29 protein-coding genes are annotated in these 24995 nt (G+C 68.7%); 19 read left to right on the top strand and 10 right to left on the bottom strand.

From position 1 onward, the window contains the following. Positions 1–91 precede the first annotated feature (91 nt). The 13 genes from AC07U0_RS03020 (at position 92) to accD (ending at position 10832) form a co-directional block, all read left to right on the top strand. The gene (locus AC07U0_RS03020; RefSeq protein WP_494718546.1) at positions 92–589 is read left to right on the top strand and encodes a hypothetical protein; all 498 of its coding nucleotides are present in this window, start codon (positions 92–94) and stop codon (positions 587–589) included. Next, positions 586–1263, top strand: coding sequence for a hypothetical protein (locus AC07U0_RS03015; RefSeq protein ID WP_494718545.1), 678 nt, complete (start codon positions 586–588; stop codon positions 1261–1263). The genes AC07U0_RS03020 and AC07U0_RS03015 overlap by 4 nt, the downstream gene beginning before the upstream one ends. 101 nt (positions 1264–1364) lie before the next feature. Beyond that, on the top strand, positions 1365–2363 hold the full coding sequence (gene cuyA, locus AC07U0_RS03010; RefSeq protein WP_494718544.1) for a D-cysteate sulfo-lyase: 999 nt from the start codon (positions 1365–1367) through the stop codon (positions 2361–2363). Beyond that, entirely contained in the window at positions 2363–3022 is a 660-nt protein-coding gene (gene cuyB, locus AC07U0_RS03005) for a cysteate racemase (protein ID WP_494718543.1), read from the top strand. The genes cuyA and cuyB overlap by 1 nt, the downstream gene beginning before the upstream one ends. 204 nt (positions 3023–3226) lie before the next feature. Next, the gene (locus AC07U0_RS03000; protein ID WP_494718542.1) at positions 3227–4186 is read left to right on the top strand and encodes a nucleoside hydrolase; all 960 of its coding nucleotides are present in this window, start codon (positions 3227–3229) and stop codon (positions 4184–4186) included. Then, positions 4183–5031 (top strand): ribokinase, encoded by an 849-nt coding sequence (locus tag AC07U0_RS02995; RefSeq protein ID WP_494718541.1) that lies wholly within the window; start codon positions 4183–4185, stop codon positions 5029–5031. The genes AC07U0_RS03000 and AC07U0_RS02995 overlap by 4 nt, the downstream gene beginning before the upstream one ends. A gap of 75 nt (positions 5032–5106) precedes the next feature. Beyond that, complete coding sequence (locus tag AC07U0_RS02990) at positions 5107–6006, top strand: class I SAM-dependent methyltransferase (RefSeq protein WP_494718540.1); 900 nt, start codon at positions 5107–5109, stop codon at positions 6004–6006. Next, on the top strand, positions 6003–6743 hold the full coding sequence (locus AC07U0_RS02985; protein ID WP_494718539.1) for a pseudouridine synthase: 741 nt from the start codon (positions 6003–6005) through the stop codon (positions 6741–6743). The genes AC07U0_RS02990 and AC07U0_RS02985 overlap by 4 nt, the downstream gene beginning before the upstream one ends. 31 nt (positions 6744–6774) lie before the next feature. Next, positions 6775–7413: a phosphoribosylanthranilate isomerase gene (locus AC07U0_RS02980; RefSeq protein ID WP_494718538.1), complete on the top strand. Its 639-nt coding sequence runs from the start codon at positions 6775–6777 to the stop codon at positions 7411–7413. A 31-nt stretch (positions 7414–7444) separates the two neighbouring features. Next, positions 7445–8659 carry a tryptophan synthase subunit beta gene (gene trpB, locus AC07U0_RS02975; RefSeq protein ID WP_494718537.1) on the top strand — a complete coding sequence of 405 codons (1215 nt, stop codon included), beginning with the start codon at positions 7445–7447 and terminating at the stop codon, positions 8657–8659. Next, a complete protein-coding gene (locus AC07U0_RS02970; protein WP_494718536.1) occupies positions 8656–9096 on the top strand; it encodes a hypothetical protein in 441 nt (146 codons plus the stop codon). Before trpB ends, AC07U0_RS02970 begins: the two co-directional genes overlap by 4 nt. Then, the gene (gene trpA, locus AC07U0_RS02965) at positions 9093–9923 is read left to right on the top strand and encodes a tryptophan synthase subunit alpha (protein WP_494718535.1); all 831 of its coding nucleotides are present in this window, start codon (positions 9093–9095) and stop codon (positions 9921–9923) included. Before AC07U0_RS02970 ends, trpA begins: the two co-directional genes overlap by 4 nt. Before the next feature lie 9 nt (positions 9924–9932). Next, complete coding sequence (gene accD, locus AC07U0_RS02960; protein WP_494718534.1) at positions 9933–10832, top strand: acetyl-CoA carboxylase, carboxyltransferase subunit beta; 900 nt, start codon at positions 9933–9935, stop codon at positions 10830–10832. Positions 10833–11068: 236 nt separating this feature from the next. Here the strand turns inward: accD and AC07U0_RS02955 are convergent, their stop codons facing one another. The 7 genes from AC07U0_RS02955 to AC07U0_RS02925 form a co-directional block, all read right to left on the bottom strand. Then, a complete protein-coding gene (locus AC07U0_RS02955) occupies positions 11069–11485 on the bottom strand; it encodes a hypothetical protein (RefSeq protein WP_494718533.1) in 417 nt (138 codons plus the stop codon). Between the two features lie 83 nt (positions 11486–11568). Continuing rightward, positions 11569–13329, bottom strand: coding sequence for a tRNA (5-methylaminomethyl-2-thiouridine)(34)-methyltransferase MnmC2 (mnmC2, locus tag AC07U0_RS02950; protein WP_494718532.1), 1761 nt, complete (start codon positions 13327–13329; stop codon positions 11569–11571). A gap of 107 nt (positions 13330–13436) precedes the next feature. Next, positions 13437–13745: a hypothetical protein gene (locus AC07U0_RS02945; protein WP_494718531.1), complete on the bottom strand. Its 309-nt coding sequence runs from the start codon at positions 13743–13745 to the stop codon at positions 13437–13439. Positions 13746–13889: 144 nt separating this feature from the next. Further along, positions 13890–14147, bottom strand: a complete 258-nt coding sequence (locus AC07U0_RS02940; RefSeq protein WP_494718530.1) for a hypothetical protein — start codon at positions 14145–14147, stop codon at positions 13890–13892. Positions 14148–14260: 113 nt separating this feature from the next. Beyond that, positions 14261–14557 carry a hypothetical protein gene (locus AC07U0_RS02935; RefSeq protein ID WP_494718529.1) on the bottom strand — a complete coding sequence of 99 codons (297 nt, stop codon included), beginning with the start codon at positions 14555–14557 and terminating at the stop codon, positions 14261–14263. 157 nt (positions 14558–14714) lie between these two features. Beyond that, a complete protein-coding gene (gene motA / locus AC07U0_RS02930; RefSeq protein ID WP_494718528.1) occupies positions 14715–15581 on the bottom strand; it encodes a flagellar motor stator protein MotA in 867 nt (288 codons plus the stop codon). Positions 15582–15667: 86 nt separating this feature from the next. Next, positions 15668–17467, bottom strand: coding sequence for a long-chain-acyl-CoA synthetase (locus AC07U0_RS02925; protein ID WP_494718527.1), 1800 nt, complete (start codon positions 17465–17467; stop codon positions 15668–15670). Between the two features lie 275 nt (positions 17468–17742). On the opposite strand from AC07U0_RS02925, the gene AC07U0_RS02920 reads away from it, so the two are divergent. Together AC07U0_RS02920 and AC07U0_RS02915 are read left to right on the top strand one after the other, a co-directional pair. Further along, positions 17743–18219, top strand: a complete 477-nt coding sequence (locus tag AC07U0_RS02920) for a peptidase S1 (RefSeq protein ID WP_494718526.1) — start codon at positions 17743–17745, stop codon at positions 18217–18219. A 153-nt stretch (positions 18220–18372) separates the two neighbouring features. After that, the gene (locus tag AC07U0_RS02915) at positions 18373–18906 is read left to right on the top strand and encodes a hypothetical protein (RefSeq protein ID WP_494718525.1); all 534 of its coding nucleotides are present in this window, start codon (positions 18373–18375) and stop codon (positions 18904–18906) included. 96 nt (positions 18907–19002) lie between these two features. Here AC07U0_RS02915 and AC07U0_RS02910 read toward each other — a convergent pair whose 3' ends face one another. Together AC07U0_RS02910 and AC07U0_RS02905 are read right to left on the bottom strand one after the other, a co-directional pair. After that, entirely contained in the window at positions 19003–20328 is a 1326-nt protein-coding gene (locus AC07U0_RS02910) for a PQQ-dependent sugar dehydrogenase (protein WP_494718524.1), read from the bottom strand. A 9-nt stretch (positions 20329–20337) separates the two neighbouring features. Beyond that, a complete protein-coding gene (locus AC07U0_RS02905) occupies positions 20338–20898 on the bottom strand; it encodes a lipocalin family protein (protein ID WP_494718523.1) in 561 nt (186 codons plus the stop codon). A gap of 146 nt (positions 20899–21044) precedes the next feature. Here AC07U0_RS02905 and AC07U0_RS02900 point away from each other — a divergent pair, with 146 nt between their 5' ends. The 4 genes from AC07U0_RS02900 (at position 21045) to AC07U0_RS02885 (ending at position 24439) form a co-directional block, all read left to right on the top strand. Beyond that, positions 21045–21365, top strand: coding sequence for a DUF2218 domain-containing protein (locus AC07U0_RS02900; RefSeq protein ID WP_494718522.1), 321 nt, complete (start codon positions 21045–21047; stop codon positions 21363–21365). Positions 21366–21475: 110 nt separating this feature from the next. Continuing rightward, complete coding sequence (locus AC07U0_RS02895) at positions 21476–22444, top strand: ABC transporter ATP-binding protein (protein WP_494718521.1); 969 nt, start codon at positions 21476–21478, stop codon at positions 22442–22444. Continuing rightward, positions 22441–23208, top strand: coding sequence for an ABC transporter permease (locus AC07U0_RS02890; RefSeq protein ID WP_494718520.1), 768 nt, complete (start codon positions 22441–22443; stop codon positions 23206–23208). Before AC07U0_RS02895 ends, AC07U0_RS02890 begins: the two co-directional genes overlap by 4 nt. Positions 23209–23314: 106 nt before the next feature. Further along, positions 23315–24439, top strand: a complete 1125-nt coding sequence (locus AC07U0_RS02885; RefSeq protein ID WP_494718519.1) for a hypothetical protein — start codon at positions 23315–23317, stop codon at positions 24437–24439. 17 nt (positions 24440–24456) lie between these two features. Here AC07U0_RS02885 and AC07U0_RS02880 read toward each other — a convergent pair whose 3' ends face one another. Continuing rightward, complete coding sequence (locus AC07U0_RS02880) at positions 24457–24834, bottom strand: hypothetical protein (RefSeq protein WP_492033925.1); 378 nt, start codon at positions 24832–24834, stop codon at positions 24457–24459. Positions 24835–24995: the final 161 nt, after the last annotated feature.

Below are 24995 nucleotides of genomic sequence, written 5' to 3'. Positions count from 1 at the left end.
GGCGCCCGAACCCCCGCGAGCGCCGGGCGGAACACCTCTCCCCGGTTGTATTTTACGGCGAACGTCGTAATCTCGACGACGGAGGGTGGAGATGGATCAGAGGAAGCTGCTGACGGCCGTGGTGCTGGTCCTGCTGGCTCTGTTCACCCTGCCGTCGTGGATCGGTCTGCTCGCCCTCGTCACCGGACAGTTCAAGCCGGTCGCCACGCCGGACGGCGAAGCCATCGTCGGCGGCCTGGGCAACGCCTTCTTCCAGCTGCTCTTCCAGGATTCCCCGCTGTGGGATCTGGTCAAGACCGCCCTGGTGGCGACGGTCGCGGCGCTGGCGGCCCTGGGGTTGAACGACAAGGTGACCCTGAACGGCGGCGTGGTCACCATCGCCCTGATCTGCGCCTTCGTCCCGGCGATTATCCTCGCCCTCTACATGATCATGGGCGAGCCCTCGGTGTTCTGGGAAAACACCCGGGGCGTGAGCCTGTCCAAGGCCGACTTCCTCAGGGGCTGGAACAGCTACGTCACCAATCAGGCCCAGGTGCTGGCGGCCCAGTTGGCCCTGTTCCTGGGCCTCTACAAGAAGGGCCAGTCATGAAGCGTCTGGGTCTGAGCCTTGTTCTCGTCCTCGTCTGTCTCGCGCCGACCGTTTCGCGTTCCGACCAGCCGTGGGTCGTCGAGGCGGTGGTTGAAAACTATCTGGACACCCAGGGACCGGCCGAGCCGATGCAGTGGGCGAGGGTGGAATATTCGGAGGGGCAGCCCTCCGTGACCCTGAAGGAAATCAGGGATCCCAAGACCGGCATCGTCTATCGCCAGATCCTGTCCGCCAGCCAGCCGCGTCGCGCCGTTCTGGTCGGCGGGGTGAGCAGCGGCCGGTGGGTCAGTCTGCCGATTACAGTGTCACCGTCATCGCCGGGGGTCACGACGCCGGGGGCGAACTTCACCCTGGTGATCGGCGCGGATCCCGAGTGCAGCTATGAAACCCGCCAGAAGATCAGCATGACGCATGATCGCCTCCGGGCGAAGCTGGACGCCTATTTCATCGCGCGCAAACTGGTCGAGAAAAACGTCTGCCGCAACGATGCGAACCGGCGTCGGGTGCTGCGATACTATGTCGAGCGGTCGTGCGATCTCTCGCGCAGCCATCCGGCGATCCGGATCGACCAGGACGCCCTTTCCCTTCTTCGGCTTCAGCATCAGCCGGAACTGACCGCGCTGGCCAATCGCGCCGAGGACCGGTGCCGGTATGAGAAGAACGGCCCGATCTAGCGGGCGGTGACGTTCGGCGCCGCCGCGCGTCGATGCGAACATTTCCGTCGCTTTCCACCGTGCGGGCGCTAGACAGACGGGGTCATCGACGGAGCCCGCTCATGCATCTCGCCCGCTTCCCCCGCGTCCGACTGGCCCATCTGCCCACGCCGCTGGAGCCTCTGCCGCGCCTGTCCGAGGCGCTGGGCGTCGAGCTCTGGATCAAGCGCGACGACTGCACGGGTCTGGCCGGCGGCGGCAACAAGACGCGCAAGCTCGAGTTCCTGCTCGGCGACGCCTTCGAACAGGGCGCCGATACGCTGGTGACCCAGGGCGCTGTCCAGTCCAACCATGTGCGCCAGACGGCGGCGGCCGCGGCGGCCCACGGGCTGAAGTGCGAGATCATTCTCGAGGAACGCACCGGGTCGAAGGCCACCGACTACACCCGCAACGGCAATGTCCTGCTGGACCGGCTGTTCGACGCGCAGATCCGCACCGTGCCGGGCGGTTCCGACATGGTCGCCGAGCTGGAGATCACCGCCGAGGCGGTGCGCAAGCGCGGCGGCAAGCCCTATGTCATCCCGGGCGGCGGCTCCAATCCGATCGGAGCGCTCGGCTATGCCGACTGCGCGCGCGAGATCGTGGTGCAGGCCGATGAGCTGGACATGCCGATCGACCGGATCGTGACGGCGACGGGCAGCGCCGGGACCCATGCGGGTCTGGTCGCCGGTCTGGCGGTCATGGGCGCCGACATTCCGGTTCTGGGTATCGGGGTGCGGGCACCCAAGGAGAAGCAGGAAGCCAATGTCCTGAAGCTCGCGAAGGAAACCGCAGCTCTGCTGGGCCGTCCGGACGCCGTGACCGACGGCATGGTGGTCGCCGACTGCGACTATGTCGGCGCCGGATACGGTCTGGTCGATGAGGCGGTCATCGAGGCGCTCAAGCTGGCGGCGCGGACGGACGGTATCGTTCTGGATCCCGTCTATACCGGCAAGGCGATGAAGGGGCTGATCGCTTTGGCCCGCGCCGGCCGGTTCGAGAACGAGACGGTCGTCTTCCTGCACACCGGCGGGGCGCAGGGGCTGTTCGGCTATCAGGGCGAGATCGAGGGCTCGCTCTGATGAAGGTGTTGGGCGTGCTCGGCGGGATGGGGCCGGCGGCGACGGTGGCGTTTCTGGCGCGGGTCCAGGCCCTGACGCCCGCCGAGGGCGACGCCGATCACATCCGCGTCCTGATGGACATGAACCCGCAGGTGCCGGACCGGAACAGGACGCCCGATCAGGCCGAGGCGGTGCTGGGCGAGATGGCGGCGCGGCTGCGCGACGCCGGCGCGGAGGTCATCGCCATGCCGTGCAATACGGCGCATGCGCAGGGCGCGGGCATCCGCGCGGCCGGTCTGCCCTTCATCGACATGATCGCCGAGACGACGGCGGCGGTGGTGGCGACGGGGGCGAAGCGAGCCGGAATCCTCGCCACGCCCGGCGGCGAGGCCCTCTATACTGCGGCCCTGACGGCGGCGGGGATCGAGCCGGTGGTGCTGGAAGGCGCCGACCGCGAGGCCTTCATGGCCCGGGTATACGGGGTCAAGGCAGGGGACATGGGTGAGGCGGCCCGGACCCGCATGGCCCAGTTGGCGGCGGCCCTGGTCGCGCGCGGCGCCGAGGTGGTCATCGCCGGCTGCACCGAGGTGCCGCTGCTGCTCGGCGCCGGCGACGTCACTGTGCCTCTGGTGGATTCCGCCGAGGTGCTGGCCGGGGCTTGTGTGAAGGCCTGTCTGTGATCCTTCTCCCCTTGCGGGAGAAGGTGGCAGCCGAAGGCTGACGGATGAGGGGGCACGCCAACCTTTAAGATGGGCTGATCCAATCACGTCCGACGCCGTACGACCCCTCATCCGACCTCGCTGCGCTCGGCCACCTTCTCCCACAAGGGGAGAAGGATCATGTCGTCCTTGCCTCTTGCGACAACCCTCGCCAAACCTGTCGCGATGACGACGCGTAGCCTGATTATCGACTGCGACCCCGGGGTGGATGACGCCGTGGGGTTGTTCCTCGCCTTCGCGGCGCCCGGGCTGGAGCTCCTGGCGGTGACCACGGTGGGCGGCAATGTCCCGGTGACGGCGACGGCGCGCAACGCCCGGATCATGCGCCAGATCGCCGGGCGCGAGGATGTTCCTGTGTATGCCGGCGCCGAGCGGCCTCTGGTGCGCGAACCGGCGGGCGCGGGGGATTTCCACGGTCTGGAAGGAACCGGCGACCTGACCGTCTTCGAACCCGATGCGCCCGTCGCCGAGGGCCATGCGGTCGACGCCATCATCGATCTGGTCATGAGCCGCGCGGCGGGCGAGGTCGCCCTGTCCGTCATGGGGCCGATGACCAATGTGGCGCTGGCCATGCGCAAGGAACCGCGGCTGGCGGCTCATGTCGGCTGTGTCGTGGTCATGGGCGGGGCGCGCAGCGAGGGCGGCAACATCACCGCCTCGGCCGAGTTCAACATCTGGGCCGACCCGGACGCGGCGGCCGAGGTCTTCGCCTCCGGTTGCGAGATGATCGTCATGGGGCTGGACGCCACCCATCAGGTGCGCGCGACCGAGGCCCGGATCGCCGCCATCGAGGCCGTCCGCACGCCTGCCGCCGAAGCCACGGCGTCCATGCTGCGCTTCTCCCAGCGGATTGAGCGGGAGATTGTCAGGGGTGATGCTTCGCCCCTGCACGACCCGTGCACCGTCGCCTGGCTGCTCAAGCCCGAGCTGTTCGAAACCCGGCCCTGCCGGATCGAGGTCGAGACCGCATCCGACCTCACGCGCGGTCATACGGCGGTGGAGTTCCGCATCGACCCCGCGACCGCGCGCCATCACTGGGCGACCAAGGCGGACGGGCAGGGGGTGTTCGACCTGATCACGGCGACGCTGAAAGCCGCCGCCCCGCAGCGAAAGGCCGTCGGATGAACATCACCGTCGTCGGCTCCATCAACCTCGACTTCGTCGCCTCCGCCCCCAGCCTGCCGGCGCCGGGCGAGACGGTGACGGGTGCGACCCTGATGCGTCACCCGGGCGGCAAGGGCGCCAACCAGGCTTTGGCCGCCGAGAAACTCGGAGCGGAGGTCGCCCTGATCGGCCGGGTCGGCGACGACGGCATGGCCGGGGTGGCCCTGGCCCTGATGGAGGATTTCGGCGTTGATCTGGCGGGGGTGGAGGTCGATATCGCCGCCCCGACCGGCGTGGCCCTGATCGCGGTCGATCCCACGGGCGAGAACCAGATCGTGGTCGCGGCCGGCGCCAACCACATGGTCACGCCGGAACAGCTGCCGGCCCGGATCGAGGGGCCGCTGATCGTTCAGCTGGAGCTGCCGATCGCGACGGTGGAGGCCGCCGTCGGCCGCGCCGTCGGTTTCGTCTGCGCCAACCTGGCCCCCGCCGCGCCGGTGTCGGAGGCCCTGCTGCGGCGCGCCGACCTGATCGTGGTCAATGAGGTCGAGGCCGAGTTCTACGGCGACCTGCTGCACCACGGTGGCGGCCGGGTGGTGATTACGCAAGGCGCGCGTGGGGCCGAGATGTACCAGCGCGGGGTCAAGATCGCCTGGGCCACGCCGCCGAAGATCACCGCCGTCGATGCGACCGGCGCCGGCGACGCCTTCGTCGGGGCCATCACCGTGGCCCTGCTGGACGGAATGGAACCGGCGGAGGCGCTGAAGTTCGCCTGCGCCGCCGGGGCGGTCGCCGCCACCCGCGCCGGGGCCCAGCCGTCCCTGCCGACGCGCGATGAGGTCGAGGCCTTGCTCTCACAAAGCTGAAGGCTCTGGGTCCCCGCCTTCGCGGGGATGAGCGGATGTTTCCTGTTCGAAGCGGAACCGGCTATAGGCGCCGCGATGAACACGATCCTCTATGGACGGCCGCCGCTGGTCTTCGATCCGCCCGGCGCCGCGACCCAGACCTCGCCCCTGATCCCCGGATCGATCCCGCTGGAAAGCCTCGCGCCCGGCTCGGTCGACAGCGTCATGATCTACGCCCCGCCCGGCGTGCTGGAGCGGCGCTACACGCTGGCGCTCGCCCTGAAGGCCCTGAAGGTCGGCGGACGGCTTGACGTCATGGCTCCCAAGGACAAGGGCGGCTCGCGTCTGAAGAAAGAGCTTGAGGCCTTCGGCCTTGAGATCGGCGAGACGGCCAAGGCGCACCATCGCCGCTGCGTGGTCATCAAACCCGAAGCCATGACGGGTATCGACGCGGCCATCGAAGCGGGCGCGCCGCGTCTGGTCGAGGGGCTGGAAGCCTGGTCGCAACCGGGCGTCTTCGCCTGGGACCGGATCGACGGCGGCTCGGCGCTGCTGGCGCAAACCCTGCCTGCGCTGAAGGGCGCGGGCGCCGATCTGGGCTGCGGCTATGGCGCGCTCGCGACCGTGGTGCTGCGCTCGCCCGCGGTGACGGCGCTGAAGCTGGTCGATACCGATCGCCGCGCAGTCGAGGCCGCGAAACGCAATGTCGAGGACCCGCGAGCCAGCTTCGAATGGGCTGACGTCCGGACGCTCGAAGGCGAGGGGAACCTCGACTTCATCGTCATGAACCCGCCCTTCCACGACGGCGGCGCCGAGGACCGGCGTCTGGGTCAGGCCTTCATCCGCAAGGCCGCCGAAATGCTCAAGAAGGGCGGCGTCCTGTGGCTCGTCGCCAATCGCCACCTGCCTTACGAGGCCGAGCTGAAAGAGGCCTTCAAGCGCGTGACTCCGGCCGGCGACGGCGGCGGCTACAAGCTGTTCGAAGCGGTCAAATGAGCAAAACACCGACCTCTCGCGTCGATAAACTTCTCGGCTCGATGGGCTACGGTTCGCGGACCGAGATCGCGCGGCTGGGCAAGGTCGGGGGGATCGTGCTGGACGGCGCCGATCTGACGGATGTGTCGAGGCGGATTCCGGTGACGCCGGACCTGCCGACGCGGATGGAGATCGACGGCGAGCCGCTGGATCCGGTCGCGGGTCTGGTCATGCTGCTCAACAAGCCGCTGGGCATGACCTGTTCGCGCAAGGAAGACGGGGCGCTGGTCTATGACATCCTGCCGGAGCGCTGGAAGCGTCGCGACCCGGCGCTCTCGACCATCGGGCGGCTGGACAAACAGACCTCGGGCCTGCTGCTGCTGACCGACGACGGCGACCTGCTGCACAGGGTGATCAGCCCGAAGAAACATGTGGCCAAGGTCTATCGCGCCACGCTCGCCCGGCCGCTGGTCGGAACCGAGGGCGCGCTGTTCGAACAGGGCGGTCTTGTGCTGGAAGGCGAGGACAAGCCGCTGGCGCCCGCGCATCTCGAAGTGCTGTCGCCGACCGAGGCCCGGCTGACCGTGACCGAGGGCCGCTATCACATGGTCCGCCGCATGTTCGCCGCCGTTGGCAACCACGTCGAGGCCCTGCACCGTGAGCGTCTCGGCGGGTTGACCCTGCCCGACGACCTAGCGCCGGGCGAATGGCGGTTGCTGGATCAGGCGCAGATCGACGCGATCTTCGCCGGGTCTTGACCTCGGGCCGCCCGCCGCGCACCTGCGGGGCATGACCACCGGCGTGAAAATCTGCGGCCTGACCACTCCCGAGACGCTCGATGCGGCGCTGGATGGGGGGGCTGCGTTCGTCGGGGCCGTGATGTTCGCCAAAAGCCCGCGCAACGTCGCCCCGGTCGAGGCGGCGACCCTGTTCGAACGCGCTCGCGGCCGGGCGAAGGTCGTGGCCGTGGTGGTCAATCCCGACGACGCCCTGCTGGGCGAGATCGCGGCGACGCTGAAGCCCGACTTCATCCAGCTGCACGGCTCGGAAGCGCCCGCGCGCGCGGCCGAGGTCCGGGCCCTGACCGGAGCGGGGATCATCAAGGCCCTGCCGATCCGGAGCGCGGAGGATTTTGCGGCGGCGGCGGCTTGGGAGCCGTTCTGCGATTACCTGATGTTCGACGCCAAACCGCCCGAAGGCGCGGACCTGCCGGGCGGGGTGGGGGCGTCGTTCGACTGGTCCCTGCTGGCCGGGCGCGCGTTCGAGAAGCCCTGGTTCCTGGCGGGCGGGCTGAACCCCGAAAACGTCGCCGAGGCGATCCGGATTTCGGGCGCGCCCCTCGTGGACGTGTCCTCTGGCGTGGAAAGCGCCCCGGGTGTTAAGGACGCAGCCCGGATTGCGGCGTTTCTGAAGGCGGCGCGGTCCTAATTCCGACGCCTCCCCGCGTGAAGGTCTGCCTGTGAACGCCATCCTGCCCAATGCCTACGCCCAGCCCGACGCCGAGGGCCGTTTCGGTCCCTATGGCGGCCGGTTCGTGCCCGAGACCCTGATGCCGCTGGTGCTGCAGCTGGACGAGGCCTATGCGGCGGCCAAGGCGGATCCGAGCTTCCAGGCCGAACTCGACGGCTTCCTGACCCACTATGTCGGCCGCGAGAGCCCGCTTTATTTCGCCGAGCGCCTGACCGAACATTTCGGCGGGGCCAGGATCTGGCTGAAGCGCGAGGACCTGAACCACACGGGCGCGCACAAGATCAACAACTGCATGGGCCAGATCCTTCTGGCCCGCCGCATGGGCCGCACCCGGATCATCGCCGAGACCGGCGCGGGTCAGCACGGGGTGGCGACGGCGACCGTCTGCGCCCGCTTCGGCCTGCCCTGCACGGTCTATATGGGCGCGGTCGATGTGGAGCGGCAGCAGCCGAACGTCTTCCGCATGAAGCTTCTGGGGGCCGAGGTCTTCCCCGTCACCGCCGGCGCTGCGACCCTGAAGGACGCGATGAACGAGGCGATGCGTGACTGGGTCACCAACGTCGAGGACACCTATTACATCATCGGCACGGCGGCCGGGATGCACCCCTATCCGATGATGGTGCGTGACTTCCAGTCGGTGATCGGCAAGGAGATCAAGACCCAGGCGATGGCCCAGATGGGCAAGCTGCCCGAGGCCGTGGTCGCCTGTATCGGCGGCGGGTCGAACGCCATCGGCGCCTTCCATCCCTTCATCGATGACGCCGGCGTGCGGCTGATCGGGGTCGAGGCGGCGGGCCATGGGCTGGACACGCCCGACCATGCGGCCTCGCTCAAGGGCGGACGGCCCGGCGTGCTGCACGGCAACCGCACCTATCTGCTTCAGGACGACGACGGCCAGATCCTTGAGGGGCACTCCATCTCGGCTGGTCTCGATTATCCGGGCATCGGGCCGGAGCACGCCTGGCTGCACGACATCGGCCGCGCCGAATATCGCTCGGCGACTGATCAGGAGGCGCTGGACGCCTTCCAGCTGTGCTCGAAACTCGAGGGCATCATCCCCGCACTGGAGCCTTCCCACGCCCTGGCCCGCACGGGCGAGATCGCGAAGGAAGTGGGCAAGGGCGGCGATGTGGTCCTGCTGATGTCGGGGCGTGGCGACAAGGACATCTTCCAGGTCGCGAAATATCTCGGAGTCGAACTGTGAGACAGACGATCGCCGCGGGGCTGGTCCTCGCCGCCTTCCTGACCGGCGCGGCCGGAGCCTCGGCTCAGGGTGTTTCGGTCGCCCCGCCGCCGCTGGACGTGCTGGACGGAACCGTACTCGCCGCTGACTGCGGAAACATGTTTGGTCTGGCCGGAAACGCCTTTTGCGTGACGGCGCCGCTGGCGGGCATGGAGACCGCGTCCCGCGCCTATGTCGAGCATCAGAAGACCCAAGGCTGGCTGGTCGCCGAGGACAATGAGCGCCACGTCGTCTTCGTGCGCCGCAAGGACGGCGGCGACTGCGAGATGATGCAGATGCTGGCCTATTACGACCGCAGCAAGCCCGCCGCCGCCGACACCCCCGGCTATCTGGCCTTCTCTCTCATTCCCGGCGGCGGCTGCCGGGCCGAGAGCCCTGTTTCGGCGCCCGCCCAATGACCACTGCCCGTATCGACGCCCGCTTCGCCGCCCTGAAGACTGAAGGCCGGGCCGGCTTTGTCGCCTATGTGATGGCCGGCGATCCCTCGCGCGACGAGGCGCTGGAAATCCTGAAGGGCCTGCCCGCCGCCGGCGCCGACATCATCGAACTGGGTTTTCCCTTCTCCGATCCCATGGCTGAAGGACCGCCGATCCAGCGCGCCGCCCAGCGCGGGCTGAAGGCCGGTCTGACGTTGAAGGGCACGCTGGCGCTGGCCGCCGCCTTCCGCGAAACCGACGCCGACACCCCGGTGATCCTGATGGGCTATCTGAACCCCATCGAGAGCCACGGCTATGAGGCCTTCGCGCGCGACGCGGCCGCCTCGGGCATTGACGGTCTGATCATCGTCGACTGCCCGCCGGAGGAGGCCGATCCGCTGTCGGACGCCCTGGACGCCCACGGCGTGTCCCTGATCCGCCTCGCCACCCCGACCTCGGACGACGCCCGTCTGAAGGTCATCGCGCGGCGCACCTCGGGCTTTGTCTATTACGTCTCGGTCGCCGGCGTGACCGGGGTGAAGGAGGCGCAGGCCGTCTCCGTCGCACCGGCCGTCGAGCGCGTCCGCAAGGCCTCGGGCCTGCCGGTCGCCGTCGGCTTCGGGGTCAAGACGCCGGAGCGCGCCGCCGAGATCGCCCGCGTCGCCGACGCCGTCGTGGTCGGTTCCGTGCTGGTGGAAGAAGTCGCCGCGGCCCTGGCGGCGAACGAACCTGCCGCTCCGCGCGTTCTGGCCAGGGTGAAGGCTCTGGGCGACGCCGTACGGGGTGCGCGCGTGGGCGAAACCGTCTAGAGACCCGCCATGGCTGATAACAAACCCCATAACGACAAACCCCGCGTCGGTTGGCTTTCGCGCTTCGCCCCGGGCGTGCGCAAGATCGTCAGCCGCCGGACGAACGAGACCCCCGACAATCTCTGGGTCAAGGATCCGGACTCGGGCGAGATGCTCTATCGCTCGGACCTCGAGGCCGCCCTGTGGGTGACGCCGTCGGGCCGCCACATGCGGCTGAATGCCGAACAGCGTCTGCGCTACACCTTCGACGACGGCCAGTTCGAGGCGATCGACACGCCGGAGGTTCCTGAAGACCCGCTGAAATTCTCGGACGGCAAATCCTACAAGGATCGTCTCAGCGCAGCGCGCAAGGCGGCCGGCCGCAAGGACACGATGATGATCGGGTTCGGCGAGATCGACGGCACGTCCGCGGTCGTCATCGTCCAGGACTTCAGCTTCATGGGCGGATCGCTGGGCACCGCCGCGGGCGAGGCCTTCGTCGCCGCCGCCCACGCCGCCATCGCCCGTAACGTGCCGCTGGTCTGCTTCACCGCCGCCGGCGGCGCCCGGATGCAGGAGGGCGCGCTCAGCCTGATGCAGATGGCTCGCTCGACCCTGGCCGTGCAGGAGCTGAAGGCGGCCCAGCTGCCCTATGTTGTGGTTCTCACGGACCCCACCACCGGCGGCGTCACCGCCAGCTACGCCATGCTGGGCGACGTCCATCTGGCTGAGCCGGGCGCCCTGATCGGCTTCGCCGGTGCGCGGGTGATCGAAAGCACCATCCGCGAGAAGCTGCCGCCGGGCTTCCAGCGCGCCGAATACCTTCAGGAAAAGGGCATGGTCGACAAGGTCGTGGCCCGTCCGGACCTGCCCGAGACCCTCGGCGCTGTCCTGTCGATGCTGATGGGCGGAAAGCGCCGCGCGGCCTGATTTTCCGACCTGTGGGGCATGGATTTACCCCTCAGGCGTCCTGATCCATACCAAAGTTAGGACGCGGCGCGCGGGCGCACGCGATAGAAGGCCCGTGTCTGGTCATAGTACGGCCGGACGGGGCGGCCCGGTCGATTAAGTCCCTTCCAGACTGACCGGGCCGCATCCATTTTCCCGCCAGCCGACAGGCGAGGAATGTGGGATGCGGCCCAGGCGTCGCGGCCCGTGCGTCGTGGTCAGGGGCGATCGGAGGCGGGAAGGGCGGCGATTTCGGCGTCGGTCAGCTTCTTTTCGATGACGGCGCGACAGCCTTGAGCCGCGCCCGCGCGCGCCGGCGCCGACAGATTGACCCAATCATCGGTGCACAGACGGCTGAAGCCCGTGCCCGCCGCCGGCGTGATCGCCATCTGGGGCGTGTTGTACAGGTCGCTGCAATCGCCGGCGGCGCTGAGCTGGTAGACGCCCTGGCCGCGCACCTTCAGATAGACGGCCGTTCCGCCGGAGCTGGTCCGGAAATTATCGACCTGTTGCTGGAAGAAGCACTGACGTCCCGGCGCCGGGGTTTCGGCGCGAGCGGCGGTCGTGGAGGGGGCGGCGGCGGACCCGATCAACAAACCGATGACGGGCACAAACACGAGCAGGGATTGACGCAAGACGGCCTCCTTGAAGGGGATGGAATTCGAGCAGTCCATTCAAAACTGGACCCGTTACGGTTCGCCCGCAAGGGTTGCGGCGATCATACGTCTTCAGACGTGCGCGCGCCGAACCGCTGCGGCGACAGGCGCGCCGCGAAGCCGCCGGGCAGAGGTGAGGAGGCTTTCGCGATCAGGGCCGCCAGATGCTCTCCCAGAAGCGGCGCGACACAGAAGCCCCGCGACCCCAGACCGCCCAGCCCATAGACACCGTCGCCGAGTGCGCCGCAGACCGGCAGCCGGTCCGCTGTGGTGGCGCGAACGGCGGCCCGGGCCTCGGTCGGGCTCGCCGCGATCTGCGTGGCCAGTTCGGGGAAGCGGGCCGCCAGAACGGCGCGGTTTCGCTCGGCGTCGGCAGGCCGGACCTCGGCCGTGACCTCATCGCGGTCGTGGGTGGCGCCGAACAGGAAGCCTGACCCGGTCGGGGCGATATAGCCGCCCCAGGCCGTGGCCTCGGGCGCCGGATCGCTCTCGACCCAGTCGGCCTGACCTCGCACCGGGCGCAGTTTCAACTCCGGCGCCAGATCGGCGGCGCCCCAGCCGGCGGTCAGGACCACGGCGGCGGCCTCGGTCAAAATCCCGCCTCCGGCGTCGAACAGGCGCAGGGTCGCGCCATCGCGTTCGATCCGTGCGACCCGACCCGTCACGACCGGAACGCCGTCCAGCCAGTGCTCTAGGATCCGACGGGGCGCCGCGGTCAGGGCGCCGGCCATGCTCAAGCCGTCCCCGGATGCTGTCATCTCGCCCTCAGGCCACCAGGGCTGGGCCGCAACCTTGGCGAAGCGGGCGGCGTCGCGGTCGGATTGCGCCAGCTGGGTCACGCCCGGGGAGATCACCGCGCCCGGCGTCACCTGATAGAGCGTGCGGGCGCGCTCCAGCGCCTGGGCGTGGAAGCCGGCGATGACGGCGTCTCCGGCATCGAGCCGGGGGGTGACCAAGGCGGCCGGAAAGCCCGATCCCCCGGCGCCGGGCCGCTCCGCCTCGATCAGGACGACGGGCATGTCGAGGGCTCGCAGGGCCCGCGCGACCGAGGCCCCCGCGATTCCGCCGCCGATGACCGCGACCGAGGCGGGCGTTCGGGGCGTGGTCGCCGCGTCCGTTCGCCAGGCCTCCAGCCGTTCTCGCTTGCGTCCATGGCCGGGGCGTTTCTCGACCTGAAAGCCGCGCTCCGACAGGCCGCGCCGCACGGCGCCGGCGACGGTGAAGGTGGCGACGCGGGCGCCCGGCGTCGATCGCGCGGCGATCCCGTCCATGACGGCGTCGGACCACATGCCGGGGTTCAGGGCCGGGGAGAAGCCGTCCAGGAACCAGGCGTCCGCCTGTCCCGACCACTCCTCCAGCGCCCAGGCCGCGTCGCCGACGGCGAGGTCGAGGGTCGCGCGAAAGTCAGGCAGGTCGATCCGGTGAAAGCCGGGCGTCCCCGCGGGCCAGGCGGCGATCAGGGCGGCGGCGATGTCGGCGACCTCCGGCCAGGCGGAGAGCGCTCGCGCCGCCTCTTCCGCCGTCAGCGGGAAGGCCTCGATGGAGAAGATGTTGAGGAGACCGTTCGCCGGCCCCTCGCGCCGCCACAGGTCCAGCAGGGCGATGATGTTGAGCCCGGTGCCGAAGCCCAGCTCGGCGACCGTAAACCGCTTCCGCCCTGCCCAGCCCTCCGAAAGGTGGCAGCCGCCGAGGAAGACCGCACGGCTCTCGGCCAGGCCGTCGTCCTTGGAGAAATAGACGTCGCCGAACCGGGCGGATCGGGGCGCGCCGTCCTCGGACCAGGTGAGGTCGGCGTGTCCGGTGGTGTCGGGGTCGGGAAGCATGGCGCTCTCCTACACCGCCCATCTTGCCCGGACGACGGCGGATACGAAAAAGGGGCCGCCCGAAGGCGACCCCTTTCCATCGAGACCCGAAGGTCTGTCCGTAAGATCTAGTGCTTTTCCGGAGCCGGGGCTGCGGCGTGCGGCGCCATGGCGCTTTCGGCCGGAGCAGCGTGGGCGTCGGCGGCCGGAGCGGTCGTCGTGGCGGCGGCGGCGCTGGAGGCCGCTTCGCCCGCAGCGGCGGCGGCGTCGGTCGCGGCCTGGTCGGCGGTCGCGGCGGCGTCAGCGGCGGTGTCGGCGGCGGCGGCCGAATCAGCGGCGGCGTCGGCGGCCTTTTCCTCGGGCTTGGCCGAGCAGGCGGTGATGGCCAGAGCGGCGGCGGCAGCGGCCGAGAGGGCCATCAGGTGACGAATGGTCATGGGGAATTCCTTCCTTTTTCCGCGAGATCTTCAAGCCTCGCACCGGGAGCAGACGCCCGGCTGAGCGAAATCGCAAGTTAAAAACTCACGCGTTCGTGATCGCGAGGCGGGGTGCGACGATCGGTCGTCCGACCGCGAAACGGGTCAGTGCGCGGTCGGTTGCGGCGCCGCGTCAGGCGTTCCGGCGGCCTCCGCGGCCTGGGTCCCGGCCTGCAGGGCGGCTTCGCTGGCGGCGGCTGCATCGGCCCCGGCCTTGGCCGCATCGGATGCCGCCTGATCGGCGGAGGCGGCCGCCTGGTCAGCCGATGCGGCGGCGCTCTGTTCGGGATGATCCGAATGGCAGGCGGCGACGGCGAGGAGGGCGCCGAACAGGGGCGCGAGCAGCAGCGGACGAAGGGTCATGGCGGGCTCCCTGTGAGACGGGCGCGTGGCCCGCTGTCCGGCGTAACGCGAGGCGTACGTCGGAGGCAAGCCGGGAGGCCGCCGGTCGAGCCGGCAGCCTCCCGGTCAGGCGGTCAGTGTTTCGGCGCCATGGCGCTGTCGGCGGCCGGGGCCATCTTGTCGGCGGGAGCGGGCGCCATCGCGCCGCTGGCCGGGGCCATGGCGCTGTCTGAGGGGGCCATGGCGCCTTGGGCGGCGGGGGCAGCCGGAGCCATGGCTCCGTCATGGGCGCTATCGGAAGCGGGGGCCATCGACCCTTCGGCGGCAGGGGCCATCGGGGTTTCGGCCTTCTCGTCCGGCGCCGGCTTGCAGGCGGCGATGGACAGGGCCGCGAGGCCGGCGGCGGCGAGCATCAGGTGGCGAGCGGTCATCAGGGGGTTCCCTCTGTCGTTGGTTCGGCGAGGCGATGCGCCGCACCGTTGAAGCGTCGGAGGGTCGGTCAGCCCGCACCCTCGACCCGGCTACGCGGGCGAGGGGCGAAGGGTTACAGAAACAGGGTCGCGGCCCGGGGGCGTCGAGGCGCTGACGTCACTCGGTGGGCGCGGCGGCCAGGGCCTCTTCCATCTCGGCGAAGGAAGGCTGGGCCGCCGAGGGGATGTCGCCGCGGCCGATTTCGACCGAGATCTGGGCGGCGTTGCCGTGCAGGTGGGCGACCAGGACCGACTGGATGATCTTGTAGAAGGCGGCTTCCTCATCGACGATCGCGTTCAGGCGCGCTGCGAACGGGCCGACGAGGCCATAGGCCAGGAACACGCCGAGGAAGGTGCCGACGAGGGCCGAGCCGATCATCTCGCCCAGCACGGCGGGGGGTTCAGTGATGGCTCCCATGGTCTTGATGATGCCGAGCACGGCCGCGACGATGCCCAGGGCGGGCAGGCCGTCAGCCAGGTTCTGAAGCGCGTGCGGGGCCATGGCGGCCTCGTGGTGGTGCTTCTCGAGCTGCTTCTCCATGGCGTCCTCGATCTGGTGAGGATCCTCCAGGTTCATCGTCATCATCCGCAGGGTGTCGCAGATGAAGTCGATGGCGAAATGGTCCTTCATCACCTTCGGGTACTTCTGGAAGATGCTGGATTCGCCGGGCTTTTCGATGTGGCTTTCCAGGGCGATGACGCCCTTGGACTTCATCGTCTTGGTCAGCTGGAACAGCAGGGACAAGAGGTCCTTGTAGTCCTGCTTCTTCCACTTCGGACCGGCGAAACATTTGCCGAAACCGCCCAGGGACGACTTGATGACGCCGATCGAGTTGGCCATCAGGAAGGCGGCGACGCCGGCGCCGAGGATGGCCATGAGTTCGTGCGGGGCGGCGTGAATGATCACGTCCATCTTGCCGCCAGACATCAGGAAGCTGCCGAACACGAGGCCGAACAACAGCACAATGCCGATAATCTGGAACATAGACGGGCGCCCGGAGTCCGCGAGGAGAGGTCGGGACCATCGCCGTTAATGATTAAGGGGCGGTTGCGATTTGCCGCCCGATGTTCTCAGAGCCGGTTTTCGCCGCTCAGGATCGCCGCCAGGATCGCCGGGGTCAGCTTCTGGTAGCCGGACTTGCCGCCGCGCACATAGATCGTCCCGTCGGTCCTGGCCGGATCGAAGCCCTCGGCGACCAGATCGACCTTGCGGTATTTGAAGGTGCCGGTGGTCTCAACCGTCTTGGCGATGCGGACGAAGACGGGCCGGGCGTAGGGCGGCAGCTGTTCGTCGGCATAGTCGGAGAAGGCCTTGGCCGAGAATTTGCCTTCGGGAATGATGGTGACCATGCCCGCCTTGCCCTCGGTGAAGGGCACGGGCACGCCATAGGCGATGACTTCCTGCACGCCCGGCGCCTCGGCCAGCCGCTGCTCGACCTCGGAGGTGGAGACGTTCTCACCCTTCCAGCGGAAGGTGTCGCCGATCCGGTCGATGAAATAGAGGTAGCCTTCGGAATCCTGACGCATCAGATCGCCGGTGCGGAACCACTTGTCGCCGCGCGCGAAGACGTCGGTGAGGATCTTCTTCTCGGAGGCGGCCTTGTCGGCATAGCCGGAGAAGTCGTGGCGGACGTCGTTGCCGATGGCGCCGATGGCTTCGCCGATCTCGCCCGGACGGGCCTCCTCGCACAGGCCGTTGGCTCCGCGCACCGGCTCGTTGGAATCGACGTCGAAGCGGACCAGGCGGATGTTGATCTGCTTCTTGAGCAGCTTGGGCACGCGGCCGATGGCGCCCTGTTTGCCGTCGAAATTGAACAGGGAGACGTTGCCTTCGGTCGAGCCGTAGAACTCCAGGATGTCCGGGATTTTGAAGCGGCTCTGGAATTCGGGCCAGACGTCGGGGCGCAGGCCGTTGCCGAAGGCCAGCCTCAGTTTGTGGGCGCGGTCGTCCTCGCCCGGCGGGCAGTTGACCAGATAGCGGCACAGCTCGCCGATATAGACGAACATGGTCGCCCTGGTCGCGCGGACATCGGCCCAGAAATTGGTCGCCGAGAAGCGCTTGCGCAGGATCAGCCGCCCGCCGTTCAGCAGGGCCGGGCCAATGCCGACCAGACCGCCGGTCGAATGGTACAGCGGCAGGACGTCATAGATGGCGTCCTGGGGCGTCGAGTTGGTGCAGCCGGCGAAGGCCCGCATATAGGTCCGGGCGCGCGAATGGGGGATGCGCGCCGCCTTGGGCAGGCCGGTGGTGCCGGAGGTGTAGATGAAAAGGGCGGTGTCGCGGTTGGTCAGGCCTTCGCGCACGGTCCTGGGCGGCCGCACCGAGGAGGCGCTGCGCACGGCGTTGTCCAGGTTGCGCCGGGCGTCGGCCTCGTCCTCGGACTTCAGGCCCACGACCCACAGCATCAGGCTGCGCGTGGCGAAGGGACGAGCCTCCTCGACCTGCTTCCAGGTGCTCTCGTCGGCGACCACCTGGGCCACATTGACGATGTTCAGGCAGTGGGCGAGCGCCTGGCCGGTCAGGTTGGTGTTGATCAGGGCGGTGGCGATGCCGACCTTGGAGAAGCCGATCCAGGCTGCCAGATACTCGATGCGGTTGTGCATCACCAGGCCGACGACGTCCGAGCGGCGCAGGTTGCGGCTGCGGGCCCAGGCGCCGAAGCGGTTGGCCAGGGCGTCGAGCTCGCGATAGGTGACCTTGCGGGTCTCGTCCTCGACCGCGATGTTGTCGCCGAACTTGTCGACGGCCTCTTCGAAGTCGTCACAGAGCAGGACCGGGCTATCCAGCTCGATCGGCTTGATCCGCTTGAGCAGCCGCCTGAGGCCGTTGGCGAACTTGAGGTCGCGCCTGATGTTCGCTGCGAGACCCATGATTGCCGTCACTCCGTATGCGCCTTGTGTTCTCCTGATGGACAACCCGCCCGCCCGGGTCAACTCGCGGGCGAATTCAGAACGATGCTCCATGAGGTTTTGGGCGGTCCGTGGCGCCGTTGCGCCGGTAACGCACGGTCAAGTTTCACCTTTCGACAGGATTGAACGGGCGTCAGTTTTCGTCGGCTTGATCCCGGACCAAGCGCGACGTTAAATCGCACAACGCCGGTCGTCGGATCGTCCGAAGGAATTCCCGGCGGGGGGAGATTTTCGATATGCGCCGCCTTTCCATCGCCGCCGGTCTGTTTGCCCTGGCCGCCGCCGTCGCCGCCCCGGCCTACGCCCAGGACTTCGACGCCGACACCACCTACGGAAACCTGGACCTGCAGGCCGGTTTCACGCCCGATCCGGCGCTGGTGTCGCTTCAGGCGGGCGGTTCGATCGACGCCTCGACCCGGTTCGACAGCTGCCAGGGCTTCATCGCCTCGGCGCCGGACGTGCGTCTGAACTGGAGCGGTTCGACCAAGGGCGGTTCGCCGATCAAGATTTCGGTCGTGTCCAACGCCGACACCACCCTCGTGGTCAATGCGCCCGACGGCAGCTGGCATTGCGATGATGACAGCGGCGAGGATTCCAACCCCTCCCTGACCCTGACGCCCCAGAATGGCCGCTACGAGATCTGGGTCGGCACCTATACCTCGGGCGAGACCAAGAATTCGGTCCTGTCGGTTTCGGAAGTCACCAGCTTCTGATCCCTGTATCAGCCTTGCCGTGAGGCAAGCGGCGCCGTGAAGCGCGGTTGTCGTCACGATTGTGGCGACAACGGTGTTTCTTCCGGGCGGTGATGATTTGGCGGAACCCGGATCGGTGGCGGATGTTCTTTCTCCGAACTTTTGGAGGATACAATGTCCGTCACCTATACTGACGATACCGTCACCCCGATTAATGAAGACGTCTATGTGCCTGCCTTCTCGCGCCGTCCGGCGAAGCAGAAGAAGGTCCGCGCCTGGATGATCCTGGCCCCCATCGCGGCGGTCGCCCTGATCGGCGGCGGCGCGGCGATGCTGATGTCCAGCGGCGGCGAACCCGCCCAGCCCTTGGCCGAACCGGCTCCCGCCCCGACCCCGATGGTCCAGCCGACCCCGGTCGCTCCGGCTCCGGTCGCCGCGGTCCCAGTCGAGGCCGCCCCCGCTCCGGTGGTTCGTCAGGCCGCTCCGGCTCCGGTCGCGCGTCGTGAAGCAGCGACGGTCCGCAGCGCCCCGCGTGCCGCGCCCCGCGTTGAAGCCCCCGCTCCGACCGGTCCGCAACCCTATAGCGGCGCCACGTCTTCGCTGAACGCCACGACCCCGGCCCCGCGGATCGTCACCCCGTCGATCCCGGCTCCCACGCCCGCTCCGGCGGCCCCGGCCCCGGTCATCGTGGTTCAGCCCCTGACCTAGGTTTGCGCCCCGGGTCCGTGCTTGAGTTTGCGGACCTGCGTGAAGAGGCCCCGGCGGAGTGATCCGTCGGGGCCTCCTGCTGTCGGCGGCTGAAGCTCAGTTCGCCGACGACACCCGCCAGACGACATTGCCCACATCGTCGGCGACCAGCAGGGCGCCGGTCCGGTCGGTCTGGACCCCCACGGGCCTTCCTTGCGCCTCGCCGCTAGCGTTGAGGAAGCCGGTCAGGACGTCGCGCGGCGTGCCGGTCGGAACGCCGTTTGCGAAGGCCACGAAGATGACCTTGTAGCCGTTGGGCGCGGCCCGGTTCCAGGAACCGTGCTGTCCTATGAAAGCCCCGTTCCTGAAGGCGGCGGGCAGGGTCGTGCTGTCCGAGAAGGTCAGGCCCAGCGAGGCCGTATGGGCCCCGAGCGCATAGTCCGGGCGGATGGCGCTGGCGACCAAAGCCGGGTTCTGCGGTTTGACCCGCTCGTCCACCGTCTGGCCGTAGTAGCTGTAGGGCCAGCCATAGAAGGCGCCGGGCGTGACCGAGGTCATATAGTCGGGCACCAGATCATTGCCGATCTCGTCGCGCTCATTGACCGAGACCCACAGCTTTCCGCTCTCCGGGTTCCAAGCCAGGCCCACCGGGTTTCTGAGGCCCGAGGCATAGACCCGGCTGGCGCCCGTCGCCCGGTCAATCTCGAGGATAGCGGCGCGATTGACCTCCTCGCCCATACCGAAGTCGGCGACGTTGGAGTTGGAGCCCACCCCGACATAGAGCTTCGTACCGTCCGGGCTTGCGACCAGGCTCTTGGTCCAGTGGTGGTTCCGGCCGGCCGGCAGGTCGGCCAGCTTGGCCGGCGCCGCGGTGATCTGGGTCTGGCCGGTGGCATAGGGGACGCTGACCACCGCATTGGCGTTGGCGACATAGAGGCGGTCGCCGACCAGGGCCATGCCGAACGGCGACATCAGCCCGCTCAGGAAGACGGTCTTCAGCTCCGCCGTGCCGTCGCCGTCGGCGTCGCGCAGCAGGAAGATCCGGTTGGGGCTCGGCGTCCGGGCGCCGGCCTTCTTCATGAACAGGCCCTGGAAAAAGCCCTTGATGCCTTCCGACTTCACCTCAGGAGGCTTGGGCGGGGCGTTGGTCTCGGCGACCAGGATGTCTCCATTGGGCAGGCGATACAGCCAGCGCGGATGATTCAGGCCCGTGGCGAAGGGCTGGACCTTCAGTCCGGCCGCAGGGGTCGGCATGGCGCCGGCGGGCCAGCCCACGGCGGGCGCCACCTTCACCGTCGGGAACAGGGCCGAATGCGGCGCGGGCAGGGTGGGGGAGGGACCGAAGCCGACGGCGGGATCCAGCGTCTCCTGACCTCCGCACGAAGCCAGCATCAGGGCGGCGGCGCAGACGGCGACGGGGGCGGCGATGAGCGATCGAGACATGGGCAAACCTCAGTTCGGAAGCGGTGCGGGAAACTCGAGCCGGGCGGGATCATAGCCCAGTTGACGAACGCGTTCGACGAGCGCGGCGAGCTCCGTCCGCGACGGAACCGTGCGGGTATAGATCCACAGCCGGTCGAAGGTCGGGTCGGCCGAGATGAACCAGCCGTAGTCCTCGGCGTGGTCCAGAATCCAGAACTCCCAGGTCACCAGACCGCCGAAGTAGCGGGCGCGGAATTTGGCGTTGGTCCCGGGGTCGAGAATGGTCGCGCGGGCGCCGATGGCCTTTTCCTTGCCGGTCGGGGTCTTGTCCTGGCAGGTGTCGCGCAGGGTCAGGGCGGTCGGGCCGGTCAGGGTGTAGCTGGTCGTGCCCGCCACGCAGCCGTCGGTCAGCCGCATCGGCAACCGGCCGATTTCCAGCCAGCGTCCGGAATAGAGCCGGCTCGCGTCGACGGCCCTTGCCGGCTGCGGCGCGCGATACTGTGCGGGAGACGGAGCCGTGGCGCAGGCGCTGAGCCCCGCCGAAAGCGCCAGCGCGGCCGAGGCGGCGACGGCGAGGGATCGAAGGGACATCGGGCAGGCTCCACGGGTGCGGTGACAACCGTCAGCTACGAACGCGGTTCCCGTCGCGATGCGGCCACGCTCACGACACAAGAAGATATATCTTGCGAATTGTTCTCAACTGACTATAGGCGGAGCCCGACAGAAGGAAGATCCTCATGGCCGATATCGCTCCCACCGCCGGGGCCCCCATCTCCGAGGCCCGCACCGAGACCGCCCACGCCAGCCGCTATCTTCAGCAGCTGGCCAAGCACTGGAGCCACAAGTTCGAGGTCCAGTTCACGCCAACGGCGGCGACCATCGACCTGCCGCTCGGTCGCTGCGAACTGGCCGCCGACGCCGAAGCCTTGGAGGTGACGCTGAAAGGCACGCCCCACGTCGATATGGCCCGCTTCAAGACCGTCGTCGCCGAGCACCTGCAGCGCTTCGGCCACCGCGAGACCCTGACCTTCGACTGGCGCGACGCGACCCCCGCCTGACGCCGAACCGACGTCGAATTGTGTCAGCAGCTCTGTCCGGCGCCTTGAGACGGCGGTGAACAGGGCCATATTCCCCGCGCGGCCGTAACGACGGCGCGCGGGGAGCCTCCATGACGCCGACGACCAATACGCCGCCGAAAGCGGCCCCCGTGATCACGATCGCGGGCCTGTCCAAGACCTACAAGTCCGGCCTCCAGGCCCTGAAGACCGTGGACCTGAGCATCGGCAAGGGCGAGATCTTCGCCCTGCTGGGCCCGAACGGGGCGGGCAAGACCACCCTGATCTCCATTGTCTGCGGCATCGTCACCCCTTCGACCGGCACGGTCGTCGCCGATGGCTTCGATATCCAGACCCAGTACCGTCAGGCCCGCTCGCGCATCGGTCTGGTGCCGCAGGAGCTGACCACCGACGCCTTCGAGACGGTGCTGGCCACCGTGACCTTCTCGCGGGGCCTGTTCGGCAAGGCGCCGAACCCGGCCTTCGTTGAACGGGTGCTGCGCGACCTCAGCCTGTGGGACAAGAAGGACGCCAAGATCATGACCCTGTCCGGCGGCATGAAGCGCCGGGTCATGATCGCCAAGGCCCTGAGCCACGAGCCGGACATCCTGTTCCTCGACGAGCCCACGGCCGGCGTCGACGTCGAGCTGCGCCGCGACATGTGGCAGCTCGTCAGGAAGCTGCGCGATCGCGGCGTGACCATCATCCTGACCACCCACTATATCGAGGAGGCCGAGGAGATGGCCGACCGGGTGGGCGTCATCCTCAAGGGCGAGCTGATCCTCGTCGAGGAGACGAAGGCCCTGATGAAGAAGCTGGGCAAGAAGACGCTGACGCTGAATCTGACCGAAGCCATGACGGCCGTCCCTGCCGAACTGGCGCAGTGGAAACCCGAACTGAAGAACGAGGGCCATGAGCTGGAATACAGTTTCGACGCCAACGCTGACGACACCGGGGTTCCGTCCCTGATCCGCGCGCTGGAGAAGCTGGGCGTCGGCTTCAAGGACCTGAACACCACCCAGAGCTCGCTGGAAGACATCTTCGTCTCCCTCGTTCATCGCGAAAAGGGAGAAGCGGCATGACCTTCAACGCTTACGGCGTCTGGGCCATCTATCGCTTCGAGATGGCGCGGGCCCTGCGCACCCTGTGGCAGTCGGTGGTCACCCCGGTGATCACCACGGCGCTCTATTTCGTCGTCTTTGGCTCAGCCATCGGCGGCCATATGAACTCGGTCGACGGCGTGCCCTACGGCGCCTTCATCGTGCCGGGCCTGATCATGCTCAGCCTGTTCACCCAGTCGATCTTCAACGCCTCCTTTGGCATCTACTTTCCGAAATTCACGGGCACGATCTACGAGATCCTGTCGGCGCCGGTCAGTTCGATGGAGATCGTCATCGCCTATGTCGGGGCGGCGGCGACCAAGTCGGCGGTGCTGGGCCTGATCATCCTGGCGACGGCGTCGCTGTTCGTGCCGCTGCACATCCTGCACCCCTTCGCCATGTTCGCCATGCTGGTGCTGATCTCGGTGACCTTCAGCCTGTTCGGCTTCATCATCGGCGTCTGGGCCAACGGCTTCGAACAGCTGCAGATGATCCCGATGCTGATCGTGACGCCCCTGACCTTCCTCGGCGGCTCCTTCTATTCGATCGACATGCTGCCGCCCGCCTGGCGGGCGATCACCCTGTTCAACCCGGTGGTCTATCTGATCTCCGGCTTCCGCTGGACCTTCTACGGGGCCGGGGATGTGGGGGTGGGCTACAGTGTGCTGGCGACGCTCGGCTTCCTCGCGGTCTGTCTGGTCATCGTCGGCTGGATATTCAGGACGGGCTACCGGCTGAAGAACTGACCTGAACCACCGGTAACGGTCGGGCCACGAAAGGGCCGAACTGCAACCTCATCGTTGCGTTTCAGTATTGTACGCCCGGGCTCGCACCCGGACGACCGGAGCGCCCATGTCCGACAAGACCCCGGAAAGCCAGCCCCAATCCGAGCCCCGGCCCCAGCCCGAGGGCGGCCCCTCGCGGCATCAGGTGCAGTGGGGCCGGATGCCGTCGCAGGTCTTCCGTGCCGGGCCCCTGCCCAGGGGCCCGTCGGTCGTTCAGTCCCAGCCCCGGTCTGCCGCTCCCGCCGTCGGCGCGACGGTGACGCCGGCGCCGACGTCAGCGCCCGAGTCCTTCACACCGGGGGGTTCCGGCCAGCCGGTTGCTCGCCCGGCGGCGACGGGGCGCGGCGGCATTTACAGCGGCTCCCTGATCCCTCGGGCGCGGCCGGATGCGGCTACGGGCTCCCTGCCGCCGGTCGCTCCCCGTCCGACGCCGCAACCCGCGTCGCAACCCATCGAGAACCCGCCCGAACATGCAGCGCGTCAGGCGCTCGCGACCGCGCGCCTCGCGTCCGAACCGGTCGTCGCTCCGGCGCCCGCCCGGGTCGACACGACAGTACGGCCCTTGCCCGAGGCCGCCGCGCCTGCGGTGTCGCCCTTCGATCCGCTGCCCGAGCCGTTCGCCGCCATTCCCGAAGCGGCCGCCAACCCGAATCCCGTCCCGACCCCGGCTCTCTCGCGCGCGACCGGCAAGACCGGCTCCAGCCGCCTGCCGCTCTATGTCGGCGCGGGTGTGGTAGTGATCGCCGGCGTCGCCGCCGCCGTCTGGTTCCTGCGCCCGCAGCCGGCGGCCGCGCCCGCCTCGACGTCCCCTGTCGTCGTCACCGAAGCGGCTCCGGCCCTGACGCCGCCCGTCGAGTCCGCCCCGATAGCTACGCCGGAACCGGTCCCGTCCGCGCCCGCCACGACCGCGCCTGTCGCGGCGTCTGTCTCAGCCCCGGCCCGTCCGACGATGTCCGCGCCTGCCCAGACCCGTCCCGCCGCGGCCGCGACCTCGACGCGACCGGCCGCTCAGGTTCCGACCCCGACCGCGACCCGGACTCCTGTCCCGGCTCAGACCCCGGCCGCTCCGCCGCCGCAGATCGTGGTCGCGCCGATCGTCGTGGCCCCGGCCGCGCCGCCACCGACGGCCGCGCGTCCGCAGACAACCGATCCCGACGCCCCGATGTCGACGCGGCCCCAGCCTCTGGATTGAGTGAAAGCCCCCGCGCCTCAGCGCAGGGTGATGTAGCCGCGCTCGACCATCCGGCGCAGACCCTCATAGGCCTCGGCCAGCTCCTCATAGGCGCTGCGGTGGGCCGTCAGGCGGGCGGTCTGGTCGGGCGTCACCGGCGAGCCGGATTCTGACAGGCGCAGGGCCTCGGACACCCATTTGGTCCGCGCCGTGGCCACCGTCACCGCCAGCCGCTGGAAGGTCGAGGGGTCGATGACCGAGAGGGCGGCGCCGATCACCTCGCGGTTGGAGATGAAGGCGGTGTAGTCGATCTGCTCCATCAGGCCGCGCAGCTTGCGGACTTCGCTGGGATCGCTGTCCTGGGGCTCGAAATGGTCGCGGGTGCGGCGTGTGCTCGAGGTCATGATGCTCGACATCGGATCGTCCTCTGGCCTCTGGATGGCCGTTCAGAGCCGAGGTTGCGCCGCGCCGGTTAACGATCGGTTCCGGATCATCCCCAGCTGCGACGTTCCGGCCGGCGATCCCGTCTGGCCCAGCTTCCGGAATCGCGCGAATCTTCCGCCACGGAAGGGGGACG

Source organism: Brevundimonas sp. GW821-FHT02A10 (assembly GCF_059422025.1).
Note: the sequence above shows the minus strand (reverse complement) of the source record. Positions and strands in the feature narration are given on the sequence as shown.

Bases quoted from the DNA above. Each gene is read 5' to 3' on its own strand.
- AC07U0_RS02980 (WP_494718538.1), top strand. From the start codon at position 6,775: ATGACCACCGGCGTGAAAATCTGCGGCCTGACCACTCCCGAGACGCTC.
- AC07U0_RS02885 (WP_494718519.1), top strand. From the start codon at position 23,315: ATGTCCGACAAGACCCCGGAAAGCCAGCCCCAATCCGAGCCCCGGCCC.
- mnmC2 (WP_494718532.1), bottom strand. From the start codon at position 13,329: ATGCTTCCCGACCCCGACACCACCGGACACGCCGACCTCACCTGGTCC.
- AC07U0_RS02945 (WP_494718531.1), bottom strand. From the start codon at position 13,745: ATGACCATTCGTCACCTGATGGCCCTCTCGGCCGCTGCCGCCGCCGCT.
- AC07U0_RS02915 (WP_494718525.1), top strand. From the start codon at position 18,373: ATGTCCGTCACCTATACTGACGATACCGTCACCCCGATTAATGAAGAC.
- AC07U0_RS02990 (WP_494718540.1), top strand. From the start codon at position 5,107: ATGAACACGATCCTCTATGGACGGCCGCCGCTGGTCTTCGATCCGCCC.
- cuyB (WP_494718543.1), top strand. From the start codon at position 2,363: ATGAAGGTGTTGGGCGTGCTCGGCGGGATGGGGCCGGCGGCGACGGTG.
- AC07U0_RS02985 (WP_494718539.1), top strand. From the start codon at position 6,003: ATGAGCAAAACACCGACCTCTCGCGTCGATAAACTTCTCGGCTCGATG.
- AC07U0_RS02925 (WP_494718527.1), bottom strand. From the start codon at position 17,467: ATGGGTCTCGCAGCGAACATCAGGCGCGACCTCAAGTTCGCCAACGGC.
- AC07U0_RS02910 (WP_494718524.1), bottom strand. From the start codon at position 20,328: ATGTCTCGATCGCTCATCGCCGCCCCCGTCGCCGTCTGCGCCGCCGCC.
- AC07U0_RS03015 (WP_494718545.1), top strand. From the start codon at position 586: ATGAAGCGTCTGGGTCTGAGCCTTGTTCTCGTCCTCGTCTGTCTCGCG.
- AC07U0_RS02920 (WP_494718526.1), top strand. From the start codon at position 17,743: ATGCGCCGCCTTTCCATCGCCGCCGGTCTGTTTGCCCTGGCCGCCGCC.
- AC07U0_RS02880 (WP_492033925.1), bottom strand. From the start codon at position 24,834: ATGTCGAGCATCATGACCTCGAGCACACGCCGCACCCGCGACCATTTC.
- accD (WP_494718534.1), top strand. From the start codon at position 9,933: ATGGCTGATAACAAACCCCATAACGACAAACCCCGCGTCGGTTGGCTT.
- AC07U0_RS02995 (WP_494718541.1), top strand. From the start codon at position 4,183: ATGAACATCACCGTCGTCGGCTCCATCAACCTCGACTTCGTCGCCTCC.
- trpA (WP_494718535.1), top strand. From the start codon at position 9,093: ATGACCACTGCCCGTATCGACGCCCGCTTCGCCGCCCTGAAGACTGAA.
- AC07U0_RS02890 (WP_494718520.1), top strand. From the start codon at position 22,441: ATGACCTTCAACGCTTACGGCGTCTGGGCCATCTATCGCTTCGAGATG.
- AC07U0_RS03020 (WP_494718546.1), top strand. From the start codon at position 92: ATGGATCAGAGGAAGCTGCTGACGGCCGTGGTGCTGGTCCTGCTGGCT.
- motA (WP_494718528.1), bottom strand. From the start codon at position 15,581: ATGTTCCAGATTATCGGCATTGTGCTGTTGTTCGGCCTCGTGTTCGGC.
- AC07U0_RS02900 (WP_494718522.1), top strand. From the start codon at position 21,045: ATGGCCGATATCGCTCCCACCGCCGGGGCCCCCATCTCCGAGGCCCGC.
- AC07U0_RS02935 (WP_494718529.1), bottom strand. From the start codon at position 14,557: ATGACCGCTCGCCACCTGATGCTCGCCGCCGCCGGCCTCGCGGCCCTG.
- AC07U0_RS02895 (WP_494718521.1), top strand. From the start codon at position 21,476: ATGACGCCGACGACCAATACGCCGCCGAAAGCGGCCCCCGTGATCACG.
- cuyA (WP_494718544.1), top strand. From the start codon at position 1,365: ATGCATCTCGCCCGCTTCCCCCGCGTCCGACTGGCCCATCTGCCCACG.
- AC07U0_RS02940 (WP_494718530.1), bottom strand. From the start codon at position 14,147: ATGACCCTTCGTCCGCTGCTGCTCGCGCCCCTGTTCGGCGCCCTCCTC.
- AC07U0_RS03000 (WP_494718542.1), top strand. From the start codon at position 3,227: ATGACGACGCGTAGCCTGATTATCGACTGCGACCCCGGGGTGGATGAC.
- AC07U0_RS02905 (WP_494718523.1), bottom strand. From the start codon at position 20,898: ATGTCCCTTCGATCCCTCGCCGTCGCCGCCTCGGCCGCGCTGGCGCTT.